We start from the raw sequence: 20,347 nt of genomic DNA on the forward strand, positions 1-20,347 counted from the left end.
TTTTGTTCCTATTATTTGTATTTTGCATAAGAGACTCCTTTTAGTTTTTTTAGTTGCCTAAACCAAAAATTACTAATTTTTCAGGAGTCTCTCTTTTTTATTTTCAACTAAAAATGAATTTACACCTAAACAGCGATAAAGACTACGAAAAATATGCTACAGAAGATCCACATTTTACTGATAAATATGACAAGGCAAATATTACTTATCTAAGACCCAGCTCCGTATATGGTTTATATGAGATAATAAATACATTACACCCCCAAAAAATATTTATTAAATTGGCATCGGAATTACAATGGAAAGATTTTGAAAATGGGAATATTATTTTTATTGGTACTGTAAAAAACTTGTACAAGATTGATACATTACTGATGAGAACAAATGTACGCTATCATATATCCCCATATACAATAAGTATAGTCGATGGGAACGAAAAAATTAAGAACACCTATAGTCTATCTTGGCAGGCAGGCAGATACCAAAATGATTTTGGACTTATATTAAAAATTCAAAGTTATAAGAATAATAGTATTTTAATACTTTCTGGTTTTAGCGAAGTTGGCATTATGGAATCAATTAGAACGGCTTTAGATAAAAATATTGAACAAAAAATTAGAAAAGTATCAACGGTTACTAATGTTGATAGTTTAAAACATTTCGAAATGGTATTAAAAGTAGAAGGGGTTGAGTTAACTGCTTTTAGAACCAGTATAATATATTTTAATAAATTATAAATTATAATAATTATTTAAATTTCTTCAATCTGAATGCAAATTCGCTCCCCTCGCCCGGCTTACTGATAAGTTCCATTCTCGAATTATGCGCTTCAATTATATGTTTTACAATTGCCAATCCGAGCCCGGTGCCGCCCAATTCCCTTGAACGGTTTTTATCAACTCTGTAAAACCGCTCGAATATACGGCGCTGGTCTTCGGGACTTATACCGATACCCGTATCCCGCACATAAATTCGAGCCTCTTTTTCGTAATCCTGTAATCCCACCTCTACTTTACCCTGTTCGGTATATTTTATTGCATTGACGATTAGGTTCGATAACACTTGCCGAATTTTTTCCTTGTCGCCGTACACTTCAGGAGCCGGCTTGCTCAGTTTAATTTCCAGATTCAAATTCTTGTTTTCCGCATACGGCTTAAATTCCGTAATTAAATTCCGGAGAATCGGTTCCAAGTCGAAATAACGGAGATTCATTTTCATCTGTCCGGATTCAATCATCGAGATATCGATCAAATCGTTTAACAGATTATTCAAATTATTCAAATGCTGATTTGCTTTTTGAAGGAATGCAATATTTACATTCGGGTCGTTAACGGCGCCGTCGAGTAGCGTCTCTATAAATCCCTGGATTGCAAATATGGGCGTTCTCAATTCGTGCGAAACGTTGCCCAAAAATTCCGTCCTGACCTTTTCCATTTTCTTCAGATTTTCGATTACTTCCTTGTTGCGGCGATACATCTCGCGGATTTCTTCTTCGAGTATTCGCAATCCGCCGCTCAGTTGAATGTCGTAATGATCCACCAGTTGATTGTTTCTGATTTTACGAATAGTTTCGGTAATAGAATTGACTTCTTTTTTCCTTTTCAGCCCGAGGTAATTCAACAATCCGAAATATGTAATCAGAATGAACAAAAAAATTGTAAAGAGAATTTCCGGGGAGTGACCGGCAATCAGATACAACAGCAAAAAAAAAGCGGAATTGTAGATGAAGAGCGGCAGCGCGTAATTCCTTCCGAAGCGCAGATTTTCATCAATATTTTTCAATGTCCTTGAAACGATAGCCCACCCCCTTGATAGTTTCGATCAGATACGAGTATTCGCCCAGCTTTTCTCTGATTTTTCTGACGTGAACGTCGATTGTTCTTTCAACCACATAAACGTCGCCGCCCCATATATCGCGCAGAATTCTTTCTCTTTCGAAGACTTTGCCTGGTTTTGAAGCAAGATATGCAAGTATCTCGAATTCCTTTTTCGGGAAAACCACCTCCCTTTTATCCACCGTCACCGTGTATTTTGTTCTGTTAATCAAGAGTGGCCCGGCATTTATTTCTTTAACTTCTTCTTCGCTCTGTTTCAATTGTTCGACTTTACGAAGATTCGATTTGACGCGCGCTATCAGTTTCTTGGGCGATATCGGTTTCTGAATAAAATCGTCCGCTCCGATATTCAAACCGTATACTTCGTCGATTTCGGATGACTTTGCCGTTAGAAAAATTACCGGCGTGTTCTTAAACTCTTCCCTCTTTCTTATCTGTTTGCACGTTTCGTAGCCGTCCATTTTGGGCATCATAACGTCGAGGATGATCAGGTCAGGATTATTCTCGAGCTTTTCGATCGCTTCCTGACCGTTAAAAGCGGCGATAACTTCGAAGCCTTCATTTTCGAGATTGTACTTAAGAAATTCTATTATGTCCTTTTCGTCGTCGACAAGTAATATTTTTTCGTTCATCTTAAAATTTTATTTCCTTTTTCAGATCGGCCGATTTATAGATTGTATCGAGCAATTTCATTCTTACGACAGCTTCTTCGGAAGTCGATACGGGCGGCACTTCGCCTCTCAACGAAGCAATAAAATGCTTAATCTCGTTTTCATACGACTTACGGTATAAATTCGAAACGCTCGATTTGGAAAGACTGTAATCGAAATAAGTCGATTCTATTTTCCTGAATACTTTCAACGGGTTTAATTGAGCGGCTCCTTTTGTGCCGTGTATTATAAAATTAAAACTGTCGGTATCCGAATAGAGCTCCCAGCTTACTTCAAAGTTAATCGCTTTATTAGGATCGAGTCTCACAATCCCAACAGCCGAGTCTTCCACATCCTCATATTTTGTGTTGAATTTATGAACAGCGGAGCTTTCGATTTTATCCTCTCCGAACATCCAGACAGCCAGATCAAGCAATAATATTCCGAGGTCGATAACAACGCCTCCGCCCGATTTCTTTTTGTCCATGAACCACTTTTGAGCGCTGCTCTTCTTTCTGAGCCAACCGCATTTTATATAAAATATATCGCCAAGTTCGCCGCTGTTAATAATACTTTTCATCAGCATCGAATCGGGTCTGAAACGCAAATTCATTCCAACCATAGCGAGTTTTTTGTTTTTTTGAGCGGCTCTGTCGATTTCCTGAGCTTCTTTGTAATTGAGAGCAACCGGTTTTTCAATCAGCAGGTCTAATCCCGCGTTCAAACAATCCACAGCTATCTGTTTATGAGTATCGGTCGGAGTGGTAATGACAACCGCATCGAGCTCTTCCTGGGATATCATCTCACGGTAATCGGTATAGCGTTTAGACGCGGGAATTTTATCTCCGATTGTCCTTAAACGGTTTTTATTGACCTCGCAAACTGCTTTGAGTTCAACATTACTCAATTTTGTGATAACTGGCAGGTGAACAAGTTGGGCAATCGAACCCAATCCGATTATAGCTATTCTTGTTTTATCCATCAGGCGACTACACCGTTTTTGTAATTTTTATTTTTCAGAAAAGCCGCGACCTTTTGCGCTATGCCTTCCGGATCGATTCCGAGCATTTGATGAAGTTCTTTTTGAGAGCCGTGTTCAACGAATTCATCGGGAAGACCTACCCTCAAAACGTCTACTTTAACATGACGGTCGTTATAAAATTCGATAACTCCCGAGCCGAATCCGCCTACCAGGCTGTTTTCCTCGAGCGTAACTATTTTATCGAACTTTGCCGCAACTTCAAGAAGCATTTCTTCGTCGAGCGGTTTAATAAAACGCATATTTACTATTTCAGCCTCGATGCCTTGCCGCGCAAGTATATTTGCCGCCTTCGAGGCGTAGTCCACCATCGATCCGACGGCAAGGAGCGCCAAATCATTACCGGACTTGATTCTTTCGGATTTGCCGATTTCAATTTCCTCGAAGCCTTCTTTGAGTTCCACGCCTAGCGCATTTCCTCTGGGATATCTGAGCGCTATGGGACCCTTTTTATAATTAACCGCCGTATAGAGCATATTTCTCAATTCGGCTTCGTCTTTCGGCGCCATTATTACAATATTAGGAATCATTCTCAAATAAGATAAATCGAACGTTCCGTGGTGAGTCGGACCGTCGGCGCCGACCAAACCCGCTCTGTCGAGCGCAAAAACAACGTGCAGATCTTGTAATGCAACGTCGTGAATTATCTGATCGAATGCCCTTTGCAAAAAAGTAGAATAAATTGCCACTACAGGAATAATTCCCCGCGTTGCCAATCCCGCCGCAAACGTAACGGCATGTTCCTCTGCAATACCGACGTCGTAATACCTTTCGGGTATTTCCGCCTGGAGTTTATCGAGTCCGGTGCCGTCGGGCATTGCCGCCGTAATGCCGACAACTTTATCGTTGCTTTTGGCAATTTCGACAAGCGCGTTTCCGAATACGGAAGTATACGAAGGCAGGGATGTTCCTTTTTTCAACGACACACCGGTTAATTTGTCGAACGGCGTTGCCGCATGTAATCGCTGCGAATGATTTTCCGCCGGTTTGTAACCTTTCCCTTTCTCTGTCAACACATGCACAAGTATCGGTCCGTTTAAGTCTTTAACGTGCTCGAACAGCCTAACCAGTTGAGTAATATTATGACCGTTAATGGGTCCGAAATACCTGAAACCGAGGGCTTCGAACAGCATTCCAGGAGTAAGAATGGCTTTAATGCCCTGTTCGATACGAGCTGCAACTTTTCTGAGTCTGTCTCCGAAATAATCGAGCTTGCCGGTTAAGTCCCATATAGCGCCCTTGAACCTGTTATATTCAGGATGAGAAATCATTTCGTTGAAATACTTCGAGATTTGCCATACATTGGGCGCAATCGACATTTGATTGTCGTTTAGGACGACGATCAGATTTTTTTTCAACAGTCCGGAATTATTCATCGCTTCGTATGCCATACCGCCCGTCATTGCGCCGTCGCCTATGACTGCAACTACTTTTCGATTTTCTTTCAGAATATCGCTGGCAACAGCCATACCGAGCGCGGCGGAAATCGACGTAGAAGCATGTCCGGCTCCGAACGAATCATACGGACTTTCGCTTCTTTTCAAAAATCCGCTGATACCTTTGAATTGTCGTATGGTCTTCAAAGCGTCCCTTCTGCCCGTAACAATTTTATGAGGGTATGCTTGATGTCCCGTATCCCAAACAATTTGATCATAAGGCGTATTAAAGACTTTATGCAGAGCGACGGTTAGTTCAACCGTGCCGAGCCCGCCCCCGAAATGGCCTCCGATTTGTGAAATTACGTCAACCATATATTGACGGATTTCCGAACAAAGCTGTTTAAGATCCTGCCCTTCCAACTTTTTTATGTCGTCAGGGGAATTAATATCGAATAGCAGTTTGTAGTCGTTCTTATTTGGCATTTTATTCCTTTATGAGTCCTTGTTAATTTCTTCTTCGAATTTCTTTTTTATCTCCGTTATTTTCAGTTCCGCGGTTTTCAGAACGTGGTAGCATGCTTTTGCAAGTTCCATTCCCTCTTCATAGAGCCGGATCGATTCGTCGAGTTGAAGGCTACCGTCTTCGAGTTTACCGGAAATTTCCTCCAGACGCGCCAACATTTCTTCGAATTTTTTTTCTTTCTTTTTACCCATTTATTATTGTCTCTCCGTCATAAAAAATTAAATTGAATTTTTCTTTTTTGTCTAAATTTTTCAATCGCGTTATAACGCGGTCGTTTTGTTTGACGAGCGTAAATCCCCTTTCGAGTATACGATTCGTATCGAATTTTTCCAATTTTACTTTTAACAGTTCCAGACGATTTTTCGAGTTTTGAAATATGTTATCGAAATTGTTCTGAAATCTGTAGAATAAATTATCGAGGTATTGTTCCTTTGTTCTGATATTATCGATCGGGAGTTTAAATCCGTACGACGATAAAAACGATTCCACGGTTTCTTTATAATCAGAAACAAGTGAGAATATTTTATCCGTAAAATTATAGGAAAAATCGTCAATAAAGGCAAAGATTTCGTTAATATCCGGCGTAGCCAGTTCCATTGCAGCCGAAGGAGTAGGAGCCCGGAGGTCTGCGACAAAATCGGAAATTGTAAAGTCGATTTCGTGCCCCACGGCGCTAATGACCGGTATACGGGATTCGAAAATAGCCCGGGCTACAATTTCTTCGTTGAAAGCCCATAAATCTTCGAGCGAACCGCCTCCCCGTCCCACAATAATAACGTCGATATCGTCTCGTTGATTAAGAAGTTTAATGCTTTCGACAATTTCTTCGGCAGAGCCGGGTCCCTGCACTCTGCATGGAGCGATTACAAGTTCAACCGCCGGATAACGCCGTTTGGCGACGCTTTGCATGTCCTTGAATGCCGCTCCGTCGATTGCCGTTACTATTCCTATCTTTTCCGGGAATTGCGGAATCGGCTTTTTGTATTCCTCATCGAAAAGTCCTTCCGCAGCGAGCTTTTGTTTCAATTTTTCGAAAGCAGCTTGAAGTTCCCCTACGCCGGCAGGCTTCATTGAACGAACGTCTATTTGATAATTTCCGCGCGGAGGATATACCGTCAATCGTCCTTTTACTATAACTTTCATACCGTCTTCCGGAGAAAAAAAGACGAAACTGTTGACGCCCCGCCACATGGTGCAACTTATCTGCGCATTTGCGTCTTTAAGCGTAAAATACCAATGTCCCGATACGTGAGCCTTGAAATTTGATATTTCACCGACTACGGAAATTTCTGCGAAATTTTCTTCGAGAAGACTTTTTATCTGACCGGTAATTTCGCTGACAGTCAATATATTATCTAAATTCAATTCGCCGTCCTGCATCTTCATCTTAAAAATTAATTGAAAAAAAGTTCGAGTAAATTCCTACCGAATATTCATTTAAACAATAATTTCCTCCGGAAATTCCATTTGTATAACGGTATCTTGCATAAAAAGTAAAGACGTTTTCGATTTTGAACAATCCGAGAGACAATTCCGGACTGTAACCGTATGTTCCTTTGAAATCATTAAAATAAGAGATACCTAAAGAGATATACTCGATTGCCGGCGCCTGTATAATCTGTTTATATCCCACCCGGATGAAATCCCGGCTTAGATCCGGGTTGTCTTTGTTAAAGACGTACGTATACTCTACGCCTACAAAACCGACCGGATAATTGTATCCTCCCGAGTAAAATGAAAAGAGCGGAATCTCTTTTGACAGCCCGAAATAATCCTTTCCGTCATATCTCATATAAACCGGCGAAGGCAATCCGAATATTACGCCCCCGAAACAACAAACCTGCAACAGATTGAGATTACGGTCTTTCATTATAAGATTATTCGGAAATTCAACTTCGTATTGTTGGCTCCGAATTTTCTTCCCGTTTCTGTCGGTTATTTCAATTTTGTAGCGGAGGTATTTGCCGTTAGTTTTTAGTTCGGATACATCTTTTTCGAATTTATGATCTACCTCCGGTTTTTCCGAAATAATAAACTCTGCCGAATTTTCAATAATTATTTTCGATTCTACGCTGTCGGTTGTAAAAAAAGTCAGGTTAAAAACATAAGGGGCTTCCGGCGTGATGTAAGAATCGATTATGTAAATTTCGATATCTTCTTCGCCCTGAGCAAACAAAGCTCCCGAAGATGGAAATACATATAAAACTATAAATAAAGTAATCAGATACTTATTCATATCCCCAAAAAAATTGTCCGTTAAAAATACACTTTTTTGAAATAACTTTTTGGCAATCCGTCCGGATACTACTGTGAAAAAATAGCTATATTTAGGATTGGAATAAAAAAACACGGATATAAAAAATGAAAATACTGGTATCGAACGACGACGGCATCGACTCGGCGGGAATTGCCGCTCTGGCTGAAGAGTTAAAAAAAATCGGCGATGTAACGGTAGTAGCCCCGAGAACCGAACAGAGCGCTGTAGGACATGCAATTACGATGAAAATTCCTCTACGCGTAACCGAATATTATAAGAACGGCGATTTTTTCGGCTATGCCGTCGAAGGCACGCCTGCAGACTGTATCAAAATGGGTATCCGGAATATAATGAAGACCAAGCCGGATATTGTTATATCCGGTATCAATCACGGATCGAATACGGCAATCAACATAATATACTCGGGAACTGTTTCAGCGGCAAGAGAAGCGGCAATAATGGATGTGCCTGCGATTGCAATTTCTGTAACAAGTCACGAAGCGACCGATTTTTCTTATGCCGCCAAAATCGCTTCATTGTTAGCTCAAACAGTAGTAAAAAACGGATTGCCCGCCGGAACGCTCTTGAATGTAAACGTGCCTGACTTGCCTGAAAAAGAAATAAAAGGTATGAAACTTACCCGGCAAGGGAAATCCAAATGGGACGATATATACGAGGAAAGAATCGACCCCTACGGCAAAAAATATTTCTGGCTTACGGGAAAATTAATAGAAGCCGACACAGATCTGGAAACAGACCAATTTGCAATTCGGAATAACTATGTTGCTGTTACTCCGATTCATTTTGATCTGACCGATTACGACACATTCGAAGACATGAAAAACTGGAATATCGAAAACCTATCGACCGACAACTGATATGAATTTAAAAAGCATCGACATCGCATTCGACTTCGAGCCCTTCCTTGTTCTGACTGCGCTAATACTGTCGATACTTTTTGCATTTTATACGTACAAATACACGCTACCTCCGACGGGTAAACTTATAAGATATTTTCTGGCTTCTGTGAGAAGTCTGATTTTTACATTACTCATTCTTCTCTTAATTGACCCGGCAATAAAAGTTACGTATCAAAAAATAAATAAACCGGCAATTAAAGTATTCGTCGATAATTCCAACTCGATGACGATGCCAGACAGCGCTCTTAACGTAAAAAAAGTCCGTGAGATAGTAGAAAAAATACAGGATCGATTCGGCGCCTCGGCGCGGCTTTTTACATTTGGAGAAAAAACAAAACCGTTGAGCGCCGATTCACTCGATGATATAGACTTTTCGGAATATTCAACCGATTTCACCCCGATAACTTCAAACCTCGATATCGATTCGACAGCGGCTTTAGTTATTATAAGCGACGGAATAATTACCGCAGGCAATGACAATATAAAATCCGAAGCGGTTCCCATTTTTACCGTCGGCATAGGCGACTCCGTATCGCATCCGGATATTTATATCGAAAACATTTATAACAACAATATTATTTATGCCGGCAACGAAACCGAAGCCGAAGTAACGGTCAGAAATAATAATACCGCCGGCATACATAAAACAATCGAGTTTTATCTCGACAATGTTTTACTGACCCGTAAACAAATCGAATTGGATAATTCCGGAATCAACAGAGTTAAATTCGCTTTCACGCCCGCCAATCCGGGCAAACATAAAATTACGGTAAACGTACCGCCGGAAGAAGACGAGTTCAATAAAAACAACAATACGAAAACCGAGTTCATTGACGTTCTTAAGAATAAGACGAGGATTTTTTTAATTGCCGGCAAACCCTCGCCCGATTTTACTATATTAAATCTTGTTCTGAAGGGCAACGAAAATTTCGATATTAAAAAAATTGTTTATGTCTCCCCGCAAAAAGTTTACGGTTCGGAGAATCTTTCCAAAATCGACAGCAGCGAACTTTTCATTTTAGTTGACTTTCCGCTGAAATCTACGCCTGAAAAATCCGTAAGACTGATATACGAAACGATAATGAGAAAGAATATACCCTTTTTGCAATTCGTTACTACGAAAACCGACCTTTCGATAATTAACAAGTATTCGGATATAATTCCGTTAAGCGCGGAGAAAATAAATCCCGAGAAACTTGAGATAAACGCATTAAACAACAATTCGTTTTTCTTCCACGACAACGAGCTACAATCTTTACCGCCGTTGATTACAAACGGAAACATCTATCGGTTTTCGCCCGATACGGAAACGCACCTGTCGTATTCGCTCAACAACAATTCTCGCCCGTTATTTATTACCCGTTCAACAGCGGGCGTCAGATCCGCTGTCTTTCTTGCAGAAGGAATATGGAGATGGCATCTCACGACAGCGGAACGTTCCAATATTGTATTGCCCGGATTTTTTAATAAACTTGTCAAATGGTTGACGGCGAACAATTCGAAAAAGCATTTCAGAGTAATGCCGCAAAAAGATTTGTTCTCCTCGGTCGAAGAGGTTGAATTCATTGCAGAATTATACGATCCGACATTTATCCCTGTTAATAACGCAAATATTAAAATGGAAATAAAATCGGGCGAATTGAAAACGGAGCTTCAATTTCTTCCAATTCAAAACGGTATTTACTCTACAAAGATTTCTGGGCTTCATGCCGGAGATTACAGTTTTTCGGCTCTTGCGGCGTATGGCAATATTATTTTATCCGACTCAGGACGTTTTTCCGTAGTAAATGCCAATCCGGAAAAGATATCGACCCGGATGAACACAGAGTTGCTCAAAAGAATCGCTTACAATTCCGGAGGCAAATATTATTCCGCCGAGAATATTTCGGAATTGTCGGACAAACTCGGGAAATTAATTGAAAGCCGTAAAAGCGAAGAACTTCTCACGGAGACGTTTGACTTAAAATCGCACTACGTAATCGCTTTATTGCTGATATTTTTGTTTACGATCGAATGGTTTTTACGAAAAAGAATCGGTATGTTATAGTATAATTTGCCGAATTAAAAGAGGGCAAATTGGAACTTATAAATTATATCGATTTTCTGCTCCCCCGATTTTGTTTACACTGCAATATTAAACTAAACGCCGACGAAAAGTATCTTTGTAAAAGATGCTCGGATTCTTTACGCAGAATTGAAAAACCTCAGTTAAATTTAAGCAGAATCAGGTCGTTAAGCGATTGCAGAACTCTTTTTCTTTTTGAAAAAGAAATGCCCGTTCAATCCTTGATTCATAATTTGAAATACAACGGAAATTTCAGAATCGGAATTTATCTCGGTAAGCTATTAGGGAAAGAACACAAAAATGTATTTCTCAATGAATGGAATATCGAGGTCATCGTACCGGTGCCGCTCTATCATACAAAAAAAGCCGAGCGCGGATATAACCAATCATACTTTATAGCGAAAGGAATAAACAAAATAACGGATATAAAAATAACCGGAGCAATAAAGCGAAATAGATATACGCAATCGCAAACAGATTTAACGCTTTCCGAACGGATACTGAATGTACAAGGCGCATTTGAAAAAAAACGTTATAAGAAACTCGACGGTAAAAAAATACTACTCGTTGACGACGTAATTACAACAGGTTCAACGGTCAACGAGTGCGCTACAGTTCTACTCGAAGCGGGAGCCGCTAAAATATTTGCCGCTTCGGTTGCAATTGCCGTATAACGCTTACATTCTGTCGGGCGCCGATACGCCGAGCAAGGACAATCCGTTTTTGAGAACTGTTTTTGTCGCCACTATCAAAGCAATTCGCGCTTCGGCTAAATCTTTCGGACTTCCGATAACCCTGCATACAGTATAGAATTTATGAAAGAGCGCCGCAAGTTCTTCCAGATAAACGCAGATTCTGTGCGGCTCATAATTTTCCGCGCTCAGCGTCACTTCGTCCGGATACTGATACAATTTTTTGAGCAGGCGTTGTTCTTCGTCGGTTTCTAGCAGATGCAGATTTTCCGTCGACATTTCGAGCCCTTCTTCTTTAGTCATCCTCAGAATTGAAGATATACGGGCGTGGGCATACTGGAGATAAAAAACGGGATTTTCGTCCGATTGCTTTTTGGCAAGGTCAATATCGAAATTCAAGTGGCTCGTTATACTTCTCATGTTAAAAAAGTATCTTACTACATCCGCGCCGACTTCGTCAATCAATTCATCGAGAGTTATATAATTAGCTTTACGCGTGGACATTTTAACAATTTCGCCGCCCTGCATAATCGTAACGAACTGATGAATCAAAACTTTCACTTTGTCCGTATCGTATCCCAAAGCTTTAAGCGCCGCCATTACGTCCGGATATGTGGCATTGTGGTCGGAGCCGAACAAATCCACAATCAAATCGTAACCGCGTTCGAATTTCGTTATATGATACGCAATGTCCGGAAGTCTGTATGTAGGTTCGCCTGACGATTTGACTATCACTTTGTCCTGCTCGTTGCCCAGTTCTGAAAATTTGAGCCAGACTGCGCCGTCTTTTTCGTACGAGAGATTTTTTTGTTTGAATAGCTCCAACAAATTCTTAATTCTGCCTTCTTCATAAAGACTGTGCTCGTTGAAGTAATTGTCAAAGACGATATCGAGGCGTTTAAGGGTTTGATTAATTTCCACAAAAATTTCTTTTTCAGCTCTTTCTTTGAAAATACCGTCGGCGCTTTCCTCTTTCAGTTTGTCGCCGTACTCGTCAAATAGTTTTCGGGCGATATCTTTAATGTACTCGCCCTGATAATATTCTTCCGGGAAATCAATATTCTCACCGAGCAACTCAAGATAGCGCAGACGCACCGAATCGCCGAGCACGCGCATTTGTCTGCCGGCGTTGTTGAAATAATACTCCCTGTCGACTTCATAACCGACTGCGCTCAACAGATTTGCAACCGTATCGCCAGTAACCGCATTCCGTCCGTGCCCAACGGTCAAAGGTCCCGTCGGATTTGCCGATACGAATTCGACTTGCGCCCTTTTGCCTTTATGTTTATCCGACCTGCCGTAGGTCTCTCCGGCGTCGATGATAGTTTTTGCAAGGTTACTTACATAATTCTTTGTAAAGAAGAAATTGATAAAACCGGCTCCCGCAATTTCAGTCTTTTCAAGTATACCCGTATCGATTTCCAGCGCGGATAAAATTTCGGAGGCGATTTCCCTTGGATTTTTTTTAAGTTTTCTGGAAAGGAGCATCGCTATATTCGTCGAAAAATCGCCGTGACTCTCCTGCTGAGGAACGGTAAAAATTATATTTACGTCTTTAAGATAATCGAGTTTTCGAGCGGCTTTGTCGAATAACGAATAAAGGTAGTTTCTCAATTTTTCTTCTCCTTAACTTTTGTAGCGGATGCTTTCGATTCCGGGATAATCGCAGGAGCGTCTCCCCACAATTTTTCGAGCCCGTAATAATCGCGCACGTCGTATTTGAAAACGTGAACTATTACGTCAAAATAGTCGAGTATAACCCACCTCAAGGTTTCGTATCCTTCCCTGTGCAAACATTTAATGCCCTGTTCGGAAAGTTTTTTGTCGATTTCATCGGCTATGGCTTTAACCTGCTTATCGGCTTCGGCAGAGCAGATAACGAAGAAATCGGCTATTCCCGATAATTTTCTCAGGTCGAGAATTTTAATGTCGTAACCTTTTTTCGATTCTATAATGGAAGCAATCTTTTTCGAAAATGTAAGTGAATTCACTTTTACCTCTTTGTTTCTGTTGGTTTTAATGAGTAATAATCGCGCCCGATAATTATCGACACATCGAGAAAATAATCTTCGTTGAGCTGCTGTATAATATTTCCCTTTTTAACTCCTAGGGCGTCGGCTACTTTCAAAGCATTGGCTTTATTTCCGATCCGGTCGATAACTATTGTCTCGTCAATGTCGAAACGAATATAATTATCCACGTTGACAACGTCGAAACCGTTATTCCTGAGATAATCGGTAAACCTTTCGCCTACTCCCGATATGCCGCATCCGTTGAGCACTTCCACCTGAATTATTTCGGAAGGCTCGCCTAAAACCGCGTTCGAATTATATCCGTTCCCGCCATTATGAATCTTCACGTAAATCGAATAAATCATCAATATGATTACGGCAATCAATAGAAAGTTTGCTATATTCAAAAACAAATTCTTTACCGAAGATACCGTATTTTCTTTTTTATCCGGCAATTTATTATTCTTTATAATTTTTTTACTGCTTTAAGAATATTTACTTAAAACGAAAAATAATAAAAATCATCAACTATTTCTTTGAGTAAATAATTAATACGAAATGGAACTCGAAATTTTGTGCGGAATCATCTTCCTCCGCGTTACGGAACGACTTGGTTTTATGCTTCTGCGCAGTATAATAATTTATCAGTAACCGTAATAATAAAACGGCGAATAATAATTCCCGAAAGGCGAATAGTACGAATACGGTACATTACGATACTGAAAGATAACCGACATATTTTCGGTAGGTCTGTATGTAAGTTGAGCCCTGCTCAAATATATTCCGTTGATGTTTTGCGTAAAACCCGAACCGAATGTGTTATAAGGCGAATTGACAATGCTTATATCCGCAGAGACATTCAATTTATCGTTGAATTTGTAAAACATGCTGTTTGTATAAGTGGTAAGCGCAAGATTGCCCGCCGAACCGAAAGAGCTGAATGAAACATCGATAGTATGATTCATTTTAAAATTGTTCGGATTAAAGAAGCCGAATATATTCGATTGCGAGTTATTCAAAATGCCGCTTTTAATGTCGGGCGCAGGCTGATCCTTGAACTGCCCGAATAACGTGGAAGCAGCAAAAATCATTAAGATTACTACCGATTTTCTCATTTCCGCTCCGATTTTTGAATGTTAGACATCACGGCATTCAATTTGGTTTCAATTTTCGATGTAATATTAAGATTAGTTATCTCAATTGTCAAGTCAATTATTCGGAAATTTCCGCTATCATTTCGATTTCCACCGGCGCATTGATCGGCAATTCGTTGACGCCGACTGCGCTGCGAGCATGTTTGCCTTTATCGCCGAACAAATTAATTAAAAAATCCGACGCTCCGTTTGCCACTTTCGGTTGCCCGGTAAAATTATCGGAGGAATTAACAAACACCGTAAGTTTGACTATCTTTTTGATTTTCTCCAAACTTCCGATTTCGGCTTTAATTACGCTAAGACAATTCAACGCTGCAATTCGAGCGCACTCGGCAGCCTTTTCAACAGTTACCTCCGCGTCTACTTTACCTTCCGCTATTAATTTTCCGTCGATCGTCGGAAGCTGTCCCGCCGTAAAAATCATGTTGCCCGCTATCCGAGCCGGCACATAAGCCGCAAGAGGTTTTGCGGCGGCAGGCAATTCGTATCCTGTAAGTTCTTTAATTTTTTCTTCTATCATTTCTTCCTCTTTTTTACCAAATATACGAATATTAGATATTTTTTGGTAACGTCGACATTTCAATTTATTTTTGCGTAATCAAATTGAAGGAAGTATGATGACAAATTCCAAGTTCGAAAAACTCTACGAAATCATGAAACGCCTGCGTAAAGAATGTCCGTGGGACAGAGAACAAACCCACGATTCAATCAAAGGCGCAACCATAGAAGAAACATACGAATTGGTCGAAGCAATAGACGAAAAAAATTACGAGGAAATGAAATCCGAACTGGGCGATCTGCTGCTTCACATTTTATTCCATTCGGCTATCGCCGAAGAGAACGGCAAATTCGATATAAACGACGTAATCGACACTATAACGGAAAAACTTATCAGGCGGCACCCCCACGTTTTCGGAGAGGTAAAAGTTAACGGGACAGACGAAGTAGTAAAAAATTGGGAAGAGATAAAGCTCTCCGAAGGAAGAGAATCGGTATTGCAAGGCGTGCCTAAAAACTTGCCCGGTCTGGCAAGAGCCTACCGTTTACAGGAAAAAGCCTCAAAAGTAGGTTTCGACTGGGACAATAAAGAAGATGTATGGAAAAAAGTTCTGGAAGAAATCGAAGAACTAAGAGAATCCGAAAAGACGGGCGATATTAAAAAAACCGAAGAAGAACTCGGGGATTTGCTTTTTGCAATAACAAACTACGCCCGATTTTTGGGAGTAAATCCTGAAAACGCCCTCAGAATAACAAACGAGAAGTTTATAAAAAGATTCAATTACGTCGAACGGAAAATTAAAGAATCCGGGAAGCCGATAACCGATTCCGACTTAAAAGAGATGGATCGATTCTGGGAAGAGAGTAAAAACAAAGAGTAGAGTCACTCTCCGTTCTTTTTGCTTTTGCCGTTATTTTCGCTGTAATGTTTTTCGTAAGCGTCGATAATGTCTTTGACGAGTTTATGCCGTACAACGTCGGCTTTATCGAAATACACGAATGCCACTCCGTCCACATTCTTTAATATTTCCTTCACCTGCACCAATCCGCTCTGAGAATACGACGGCAAATCGATTTGAGTAATGTCGCCCGTAATAATTGCTTTGGAATTCGGTCCGAGCCGGGTCAAAAACATTTTCATCTGCATGGTTGTTGCGTTTTGGGCCTCGTCCAGAATTACATAGGCGTTATTTAGAGTTCTGCCTCTCATATATGCCAGCGGAACTATTTCAATCACTCCCCTTTCGATATAATTGCGGAGTTGTTCGGCTGGCAGCATATCCTCGAGAGCGTCGTAGAGGGGACGAAGATACGGATCGATTTTTTCTCGGAAGTCGCCGGGTAAAAATCCGAGACTCTCGCCTGCTTCAACCGCGGGACGCGACAATATAATTTTTTTCACGCTCCCTTTTTTCAAAGAAGCCACCGCCGAGGCTACGGCGAGATACGTTTTGCCCGTGCCCGCAGGTCCGATTGCAAAACAGATGTCGTTTTCCCTAACGGCTTTCATGTAACTTATCTGGTTCGGCGTTTTAGCTTTGATGGCGTCTTTTTTCGAATAGAGAACAATGTTATCGTATTCATTGTCGTTGATTATTTCTTTGCCCTGGAGCGTCAGGTCGATTATGGTTTCAACGTCTTCGCTGGTAAGCCTGCCCGTTGTGTTCAATACAAAGACCATTTCCTTTACAATTCTTTCGATCGTATTGACTTCTTCGTCGTTGCCCTTCAATATAATATTGTCGCCCCTGACTATAATGTCGGAGGAAAACCGCGCTTCAATCGGCTTAATGTTCTTATCGTTAAAACCGAAAAGGGATATCAGATCAACGTTTTCAAGTTTTATTGTTTTTTCTTTCAGAGTGTCGCCTCCTTCTTCAAAAATAAAAAAAAGCCCTCTTCATTTCAGAATGAAAAGGGCTTTATGAAAGTCAAACAAACTTCACTTATACTTAACGACTCCGATTATTGAGCAGATTGTGCCGGGGGAGCCGGTTTGTAATTTCTTCTGATCTTGTCGTATTTTGCTTTTTCTTCTTCGGTCAAATTCGGAATCTTGAAGACCTGTTTCGGATAAATCAGATCGGGATTTTTGATCTGGTCTCTGTTGGCTTTGTAAATCATCGGCCAAGCAAAAGGATTGTCGTAGTGTTCTTTTTTCTTGGCGATGTTCCAGAGGCAGTCGCCTTTAACAACAGTATAGTTAATTTCTTTCGGCGGTTCTACCCAGGCATCGAGTTTGCGCTGCAATTGATTGTGAACTTTATCGAAGAATTGCGGCAAAGCGGAAATTTTGTTCTTTTTGAGAGCGTCCAATTCAGCCTGACGATCTGCCTTTGGAGATTCCTTAGCGTCGATCTTTTTTTCCAATGCGGCAACTTGCTTACCGAAATTGTCGACATCGGCTTTCGTAGCGCCTACCATTTCGTACAATTCCTTCATACAGTCGTCGTAACTCTGTAATTTTTCGCTTGTAGCTTTCAAGTCGGCTACTTCTTGTTTGAGAGCGTTCAATTCAGTGGTAAGAGCGGCTTTCTTTTCGGTCAGACGATTAATTTCGTTCTGCCACTCCTCTTTTGTCATTTCCTTTTCCTGCGCAAAAACCGTGGCAGAGAGGAGTAATACGGATAATACTACCATTAAAGTTTTGTGAATTTTCATCTATTCCTCCGATTTTATTTTTAAACTTTTGGATTAAAAAAGAAATTACATGCCGAGTTTTTCAAGATTTTTTTTGGTTTCGGCTTTTGTTTTTGCGCATTCATCCAATTTTGCGTTCTTTTCTGCAATTTCTTTTTCGAGCGCTGCTTTTTCGCTCTTCAGGGAATTAACTTCTTTTTCGAGCGCTTTAACTTCTGAACGAAGCGCTTCGAGTTCCGCCATCTGTTCTTCGGATACGCCGCTGCAGGCTGTAATTCCCATTAAAGACGCAAACAGAACTACCATAATTCCTGCATTTAGTGCTTTTTTGATTTTAACCATAGTCTTTACTCCTCAATTTGTTGGTTATATGAAACGTAATTTTCTATGTTAAATATAAGGAAAATTTTCCCTAAAAAATCAATAATATTGATTATACAAGTCTTTTTTCAACCAAACTCGTGTAATTGTTCCCAGCTATAATCAAGTGATCGAGCACCTTTATGTTCAGCAATTTGCCGGCTTCGATCATCCTTTTTGTCAGTTGAATATCCTCCCTACTCGGTTCCAAATTGCCGCTGGGATGATTATGAACGAGTATTACGCTGGCGGAATTGCTTTCGATTGCCACTTTGAAGACTTCCCTCGGCTGAACGACGCTCGAATTAAGACTTCCTTCCGAAATCAAGTTATATTCTTTAATGATTTTATTCGAGCTGCTTAAACACACAACATAAAATTTTTCTTTGACTTCGTCGCGAAGCATGGGAATCATATACTCCGCAATATCTGACGGAGAAACGATCTTTTTGTCGGAGCGCCACCTGCGGTTAGCGTCTATTCTTCTGCCCAACTCGAAAGCCGCCAATAACGTAGCCGCTTTGTCTTTGCCTATTCCGCGCTGATTTTTCAACGAGTCGAAAGTTTGAATTGACAAAACGCTCAAATCCTTAAAATTTTTCAGGAGGTTTCTAGCAATCTCGATTACGTTGGTTCCCTTGGTTCCGGTTCGAAGAAGTATTGCAAGCAATTCTGCGTCGGAAAGACTTTGAACGCCCTTGGTTATAAGTTTTTCTCTCGGGCGGTCGTCGGGCGGCAATTCTTTTAAGATAGCCATCCCTTTATCTCCTCTTTTTACTTATTCCCACTCGATAGTGGAAGGAGGCTTGGAACTGATATCGTAGACGACGCGGTTAATTCCCTTAACCGAACGGATTATTCTGTTGGATACTTTTTCCAGAAACCGGTGGTCGAAGCGGTACCAATCCGCTGTCATACCATCGGTCGAAGTGACGGCTCGTAATGCCAGAACGTTTTCGTATGTGCGCGCGTCGCCCATAACCCCGACGCTTTGAACCGGCAGTAAAACAGCAAAAGCCTGCCAGATATTGTCGTAGATGCCGTCTTCATGCAGGGCTTTGATAAAAATGTCGTCGGCTTCCCGAAGAATGTCGAGGCGCTCTTTTGTAATTTCTCCCAATACGCGCACCGCCAGTCCGGGACCCGGGAACGGGTGCCGTTTAATAAATATTTCCGGAATGCCGAGTTTCAACCCGATTTCCCGCACTTCATCTTTGAAAAGCTCGCGGAAGGGTTCGATCAATTTCAAATTCATCCTTTCGGGCAATCCGCCAACATTGTGATGCGTTTTAATTGTAACCGACTTGCCTTTTACCGAGACCGACTCGATTACATCCGGGTAAAGAGTTCCCTGCACGAGAAATTCAGCGTCTTCGAATTTCTTTGCTTCCTTTTCGAACACCTCGATAAAAGTATTTCCGATAATTTTTCTTTTTTTCTCCGGATCGGTCACTCCCTGGAGCCTTTCAAGGAAGAGTTCCGAAGCGTCCACATGCACTAATTCGATATCGAAGTTTTCTTTGAACATCTTAACAACGTCGTTCGATTCGTTTTTGCGCATAAGTCCTGTGTCGACGTGGATGTTAATCAAATTTTTACCGAGAGCCTTGTGCAACAGAACGGCCGCCACCGAGGAATCGACGCCCCCGCTCAATGCGCAAATAGCCTTTTTGTCACCCACAAGTTTTTTTACTTCATCGATCGTATTTTCTATAAAATTGCCGGGCGTCCAATCTGGTTTGCAACCGCATAAGTCGAATAAAAAATTATCTATGATTTTTTTTCCGTCTTTGGAATGAACTACTTCCGGGTGAAACTGGAGTCCGTAAATTTTTTTGGCGGGATTACTGATCGCGCAAATGGGCGAGTTTTCCGTTCGCGCAATAATTTTGTAATCATTCGGCAGTTCGGTAATATAATCGCCGTGGCTCATCCAGACCACAGAATTGTTTTCCACATCCTTCAAAAGATTATCGTCGCCGATAATATTAATCTCGGCTTTGCCGTATTCCCTGTTCGAAGCCGGTTCGACATTACCGCCGTTATACCTGGCAATCAGCTGCATTCCGTAACAAATACCCAATATCGGGATGCCGAGCTCAAAAATCTTTTTGTCGACGACCGGAGCGTCTTCGTCGTAAACGCTCATCGGGCCGCCCGAAAGGATTATGCCTTTCGGGCGTTCTTCGATAATTTTATTCAGATCGTAATGATGAGGATGAATTTCGGAATAGACTTTCGATTCGCGGATACGACGCGCAATAAGCTGTGTGTACTGCGACCCGAAGTCGAGTATGATTATTTTTTGAGGATGTTCCATCTG

Annotated in this window: 22 protein-coding genes; 5 read left to right on the plus strand and 17 right to left on the minus strand. The window is 41.1% G+C overall.

The annotated features are described in order from the left end of the window. The first annotated feature begins 53 nt into the window (after positions 1 to 53). Positions 54 to 737, plus strand: a complete 684-nt coding sequence (locus ACOYVE_RS00005) for a hypothetical protein (protein ID WP_422880463.1) — start codon at positions 54 to 56, stop codon at positions 735 to 737. 10 nt (positions 738 to 747) lie between these two features. Here ACOYVE_RS00005 and ACOYVE_RS00010 read toward each other — a convergent pair whose 3' ends face one another. The 7 genes from ACOYVE_RS00010 to ACOYVE_RS00040 are packed head-to-tail and all read right to left on the minus strand — an operon-like array spanning position 748 to position 7,662. Further along, positions 748 to 1,782, minus strand: a complete 1,035-nt coding sequence (locus ACOYVE_RS00010; protein ID WP_014856976.1) for a sensor histidine kinase — start codon at positions 1,780 to 1,782, stop codon at positions 748 to 750. Further along, positions 1,769 to 2,467, minus strand: a complete 699-nt coding sequence (locus ACOYVE_RS00015) for a response regulator transcription factor (protein ID WP_014856975.1) — start codon at positions 2,465 to 2,467, stop codon at positions 1,769 to 1,771. Before ACOYVE_RS00015 ends, ACOYVE_RS00010 begins: the two co-directional genes overlap by 14 nt. A 1-nt stretch (position 2,468) precedes the next feature. After that, positions 2,469 to 3,467, minus strand: a complete 999-nt coding sequence (locus ACOYVE_RS00020) for a Gfo/Idh/MocA family protein (RefSeq protein ID WP_014856974.1) — start codon at positions 3,465 to 3,467, stop codon at positions 2,469 to 2,471. Further along, positions 3,467 to 5,386, minus strand: coding sequence for a 1-deoxy-D-xylulose-5-phosphate synthase (gene dxs / locus ACOYVE_RS00025; RefSeq protein ID WP_014856973.1), 1,920 nt, complete (start codon positions 5,384 to 5,386; stop codon positions 3,467 to 3,469). The genes ACOYVE_RS00020 and dxs overlap by 1 nt, the downstream gene beginning before the upstream one ends. A gap of 9 nt (positions 5,387 to 5,395) precedes the next feature. Next, on the minus strand, positions 5,396 to 5,617 hold the full coding sequence (gene xseB / locus ACOYVE_RS00030; RefSeq protein WP_422880464.1) for an exodeoxyribonuclease VII small subunit: 222 nt from the start codon (positions 5,615 to 5,617) through the stop codon (positions 5,396 to 5,398). Further along, positions 5,610 to 6,806 (minus strand): exodeoxyribonuclease VII large subunit, encoded by a 1,197-nt coding sequence (xseA, locus tag ACOYVE_RS00035; protein WP_014856971.1) that lies wholly within the window; start codon positions 6,804 to 6,806, stop codon positions 5,610 to 5,612. The genes xseB and xseA overlap by 8 nt, the downstream gene beginning before the upstream one ends. Positions 6,807 to 6,813: 7 nt before the next feature. Beyond that, complete coding sequence (locus ACOYVE_RS00040) at positions 6,814 to 7,662, minus strand: hypothetical protein (RefSeq protein ID WP_014856970.1); 849 nt, start codon at positions 7,660 to 7,662, stop codon at positions 6,814 to 6,816. A 125-nt stretch (positions 7,663 to 7,787) separates the two neighbouring features. Between ACOYVE_RS00040 and surE the strand changes: the two genes are divergently transcribed. Genes surE through ACOYVE_RS00055 form a run of 3 tightly spaced genes read left to right on the plus strand, consistent with a single transcriptional unit; the run spans position 7,788 to position 11,342 of the window. After that, the gene (surE, locus tag ACOYVE_RS00045; protein ID WP_014856969.1) at positions 7,788 to 8,561 is read left to right on the plus strand and encodes a 5'/3'-nucleotidase SurE; all 774 of its coding nucleotides are present in this window, start codon (positions 7,788 to 7,790) and stop codon (positions 8,559 to 8,561) included. 1 nt (position 8,562) lies between these two features. Next, the gene (locus ACOYVE_RS00050; protein WP_014856968.1) at positions 8,563 to 10,650 is read left to right on the plus strand and encodes a CARDB domain-containing protein; all 2,088 of its coding nucleotides are present in this window, start codon (positions 8,563 to 8,565) and stop codon (positions 10,648 to 10,650) included. A gap of 29 nt (positions 10,651 to 10,679) precedes the next feature. After that, positions 10,680 to 11,342, plus strand: coding sequence for a ComF family protein (locus tag ACOYVE_RS00055; RefSeq protein ID WP_422880465.1), 663 nt, complete (start codon positions 10,680 to 10,682; stop codon positions 11,340 to 11,342). A 3-nt stretch (positions 11,343 to 11,345) separates the two neighbouring features. Here ACOYVE_RS00055 and argS read toward each other — a convergent pair whose 3' ends face one another. The 5 genes from argS to ACOYVE_RS00080 form a co-directional block, all read right to left on the minus strand. After that, on the minus strand, positions 11,346 to 12,974 hold the full coding sequence (gene argS, locus ACOYVE_RS00060; RefSeq protein ID WP_422880466.1) for an arginine--tRNA ligase: 1,629 nt from the start codon (positions 12,972 to 12,974) through the stop codon (positions 11,346 to 11,348). Beyond that, positions 12,971 to 13,351: a ribosome silencing factor gene (rsfS, locus tag ACOYVE_RS00065; RefSeq protein ID WP_014856964.1), complete on the minus strand. Its 381-nt coding sequence runs from the start codon at positions 13,349 to 13,351 to the stop codon at positions 12,971 to 12,973. The genes argS and rsfS overlap by 4 nt, the downstream gene beginning before the upstream one ends. Before the next feature lie 2 nt (positions 13,352 to 13,353). After that, entirely contained in the window at positions 13,354 to 13,827 is a 474-nt protein-coding gene (locus tag ACOYVE_RS00070; RefSeq protein WP_014856963.1) for a LytR C-terminal domain-containing protein, read from the minus strand. Between the two features lie 189 nt (positions 13,828 to 14,016). Then, on the minus strand, positions 14,017 to 14,487 hold the full coding sequence (locus ACOYVE_RS00075) for a hypothetical protein (protein WP_014856962.1): 471 nt from the start codon (positions 14,485 to 14,487) through the stop codon (positions 14,017 to 14,019). A 97-nt stretch (positions 14,488 to 14,584) separates the two neighbouring features. Beyond that, positions 14,585 to 15,046 (minus strand): RidA family protein, encoded by a 462-nt coding sequence (locus ACOYVE_RS00080; protein WP_014856961.1) that lies wholly within the window; start codon positions 15,044 to 15,046, stop codon positions 14,585 to 14,587. A 97-nt stretch (positions 15,047 to 15,143) separates the two neighbouring features. Here ACOYVE_RS00080 and mazG point away from each other — a divergent pair, with 97 nt between their 5' ends. Then, positions 15,144 to 15,905, plus strand: coding sequence for a nucleoside triphosphate pyrophosphohydrolase (gene mazG / locus ACOYVE_RS00085; RefSeq protein WP_014856960.1), 762 nt, complete (start codon positions 15,144 to 15,146; stop codon positions 15,903 to 15,905). Positions 15,906 to 15,907: 2 nt separating this feature from the next. Here mazG and ACOYVE_RS00090 read toward each other — a convergent pair whose 3' ends face one another. The 5 genes from ACOYVE_RS00090 to guaA form a co-directional block, all read right to left on the minus strand. Next, positions 15,908 to 16,756 carry a PhoH family protein gene (locus tag ACOYVE_RS00090; protein WP_014856959.1) on the minus strand — a complete coding sequence of 283 codons (849 nt, stop codon included), beginning with the start codon at positions 16,754 to 16,756 and terminating at the stop codon, positions 15,908 to 15,910. A 233-nt stretch (positions 16,757 to 16,989) separates the two neighbouring features. Then, positions 16,990 to 17,685, minus strand: a complete 696-nt coding sequence (locus tag ACOYVE_RS00095; protein WP_014856958.1) for a LysM peptidoglycan-binding domain-containing protein — start codon at positions 17,683 to 17,685, stop codon at positions 16,990 to 16,992. Between the two features lie 45 nt (positions 17,686 to 17,730). Further along, positions 17,731 to 18,006 carry a hypothetical protein gene (locus tag ACOYVE_RS00100; protein WP_014856957.1) on the minus strand — a complete coding sequence of 92 codons (276 nt, stop codon included), beginning with the start codon at positions 18,004 to 18,006 and terminating at the stop codon, positions 17,731 to 17,733. A gap of 91 nt (positions 18,007 to 18,097) precedes the next feature. Continuing rightward, positions 18,098 to 18,781: a RadC family protein gene (gene radC, locus ACOYVE_RS00105; protein ID WP_014856956.1), complete on the minus strand. Its 684-nt coding sequence runs from the start codon at positions 18,779 to 18,781 to the stop codon at positions 18,098 to 18,100. 21 nt (positions 18,782 to 18,802) lie between these two features. Further along, positions 18,803 to 20,344, minus strand: a complete 1,542-nt coding sequence (guaA, locus tag ACOYVE_RS00110) for a glutamine-hydrolyzing GMP synthase (protein ID WP_014856955.1) — start codon at positions 20,342 to 20,344, stop codon at positions 18,803 to 18,805. Positions 20,345 to 20,347 lie beyond the last annotated feature (3 nt).

It is taken from the genome of Melioribacter sp., assembly GCF_049325435.1.
GTDB lineage: Bacteria > Bacteroidota > Ignavibacteria > Ignavibacteriales > Melioribacteraceae > Melioribacter > Melioribacter roseus.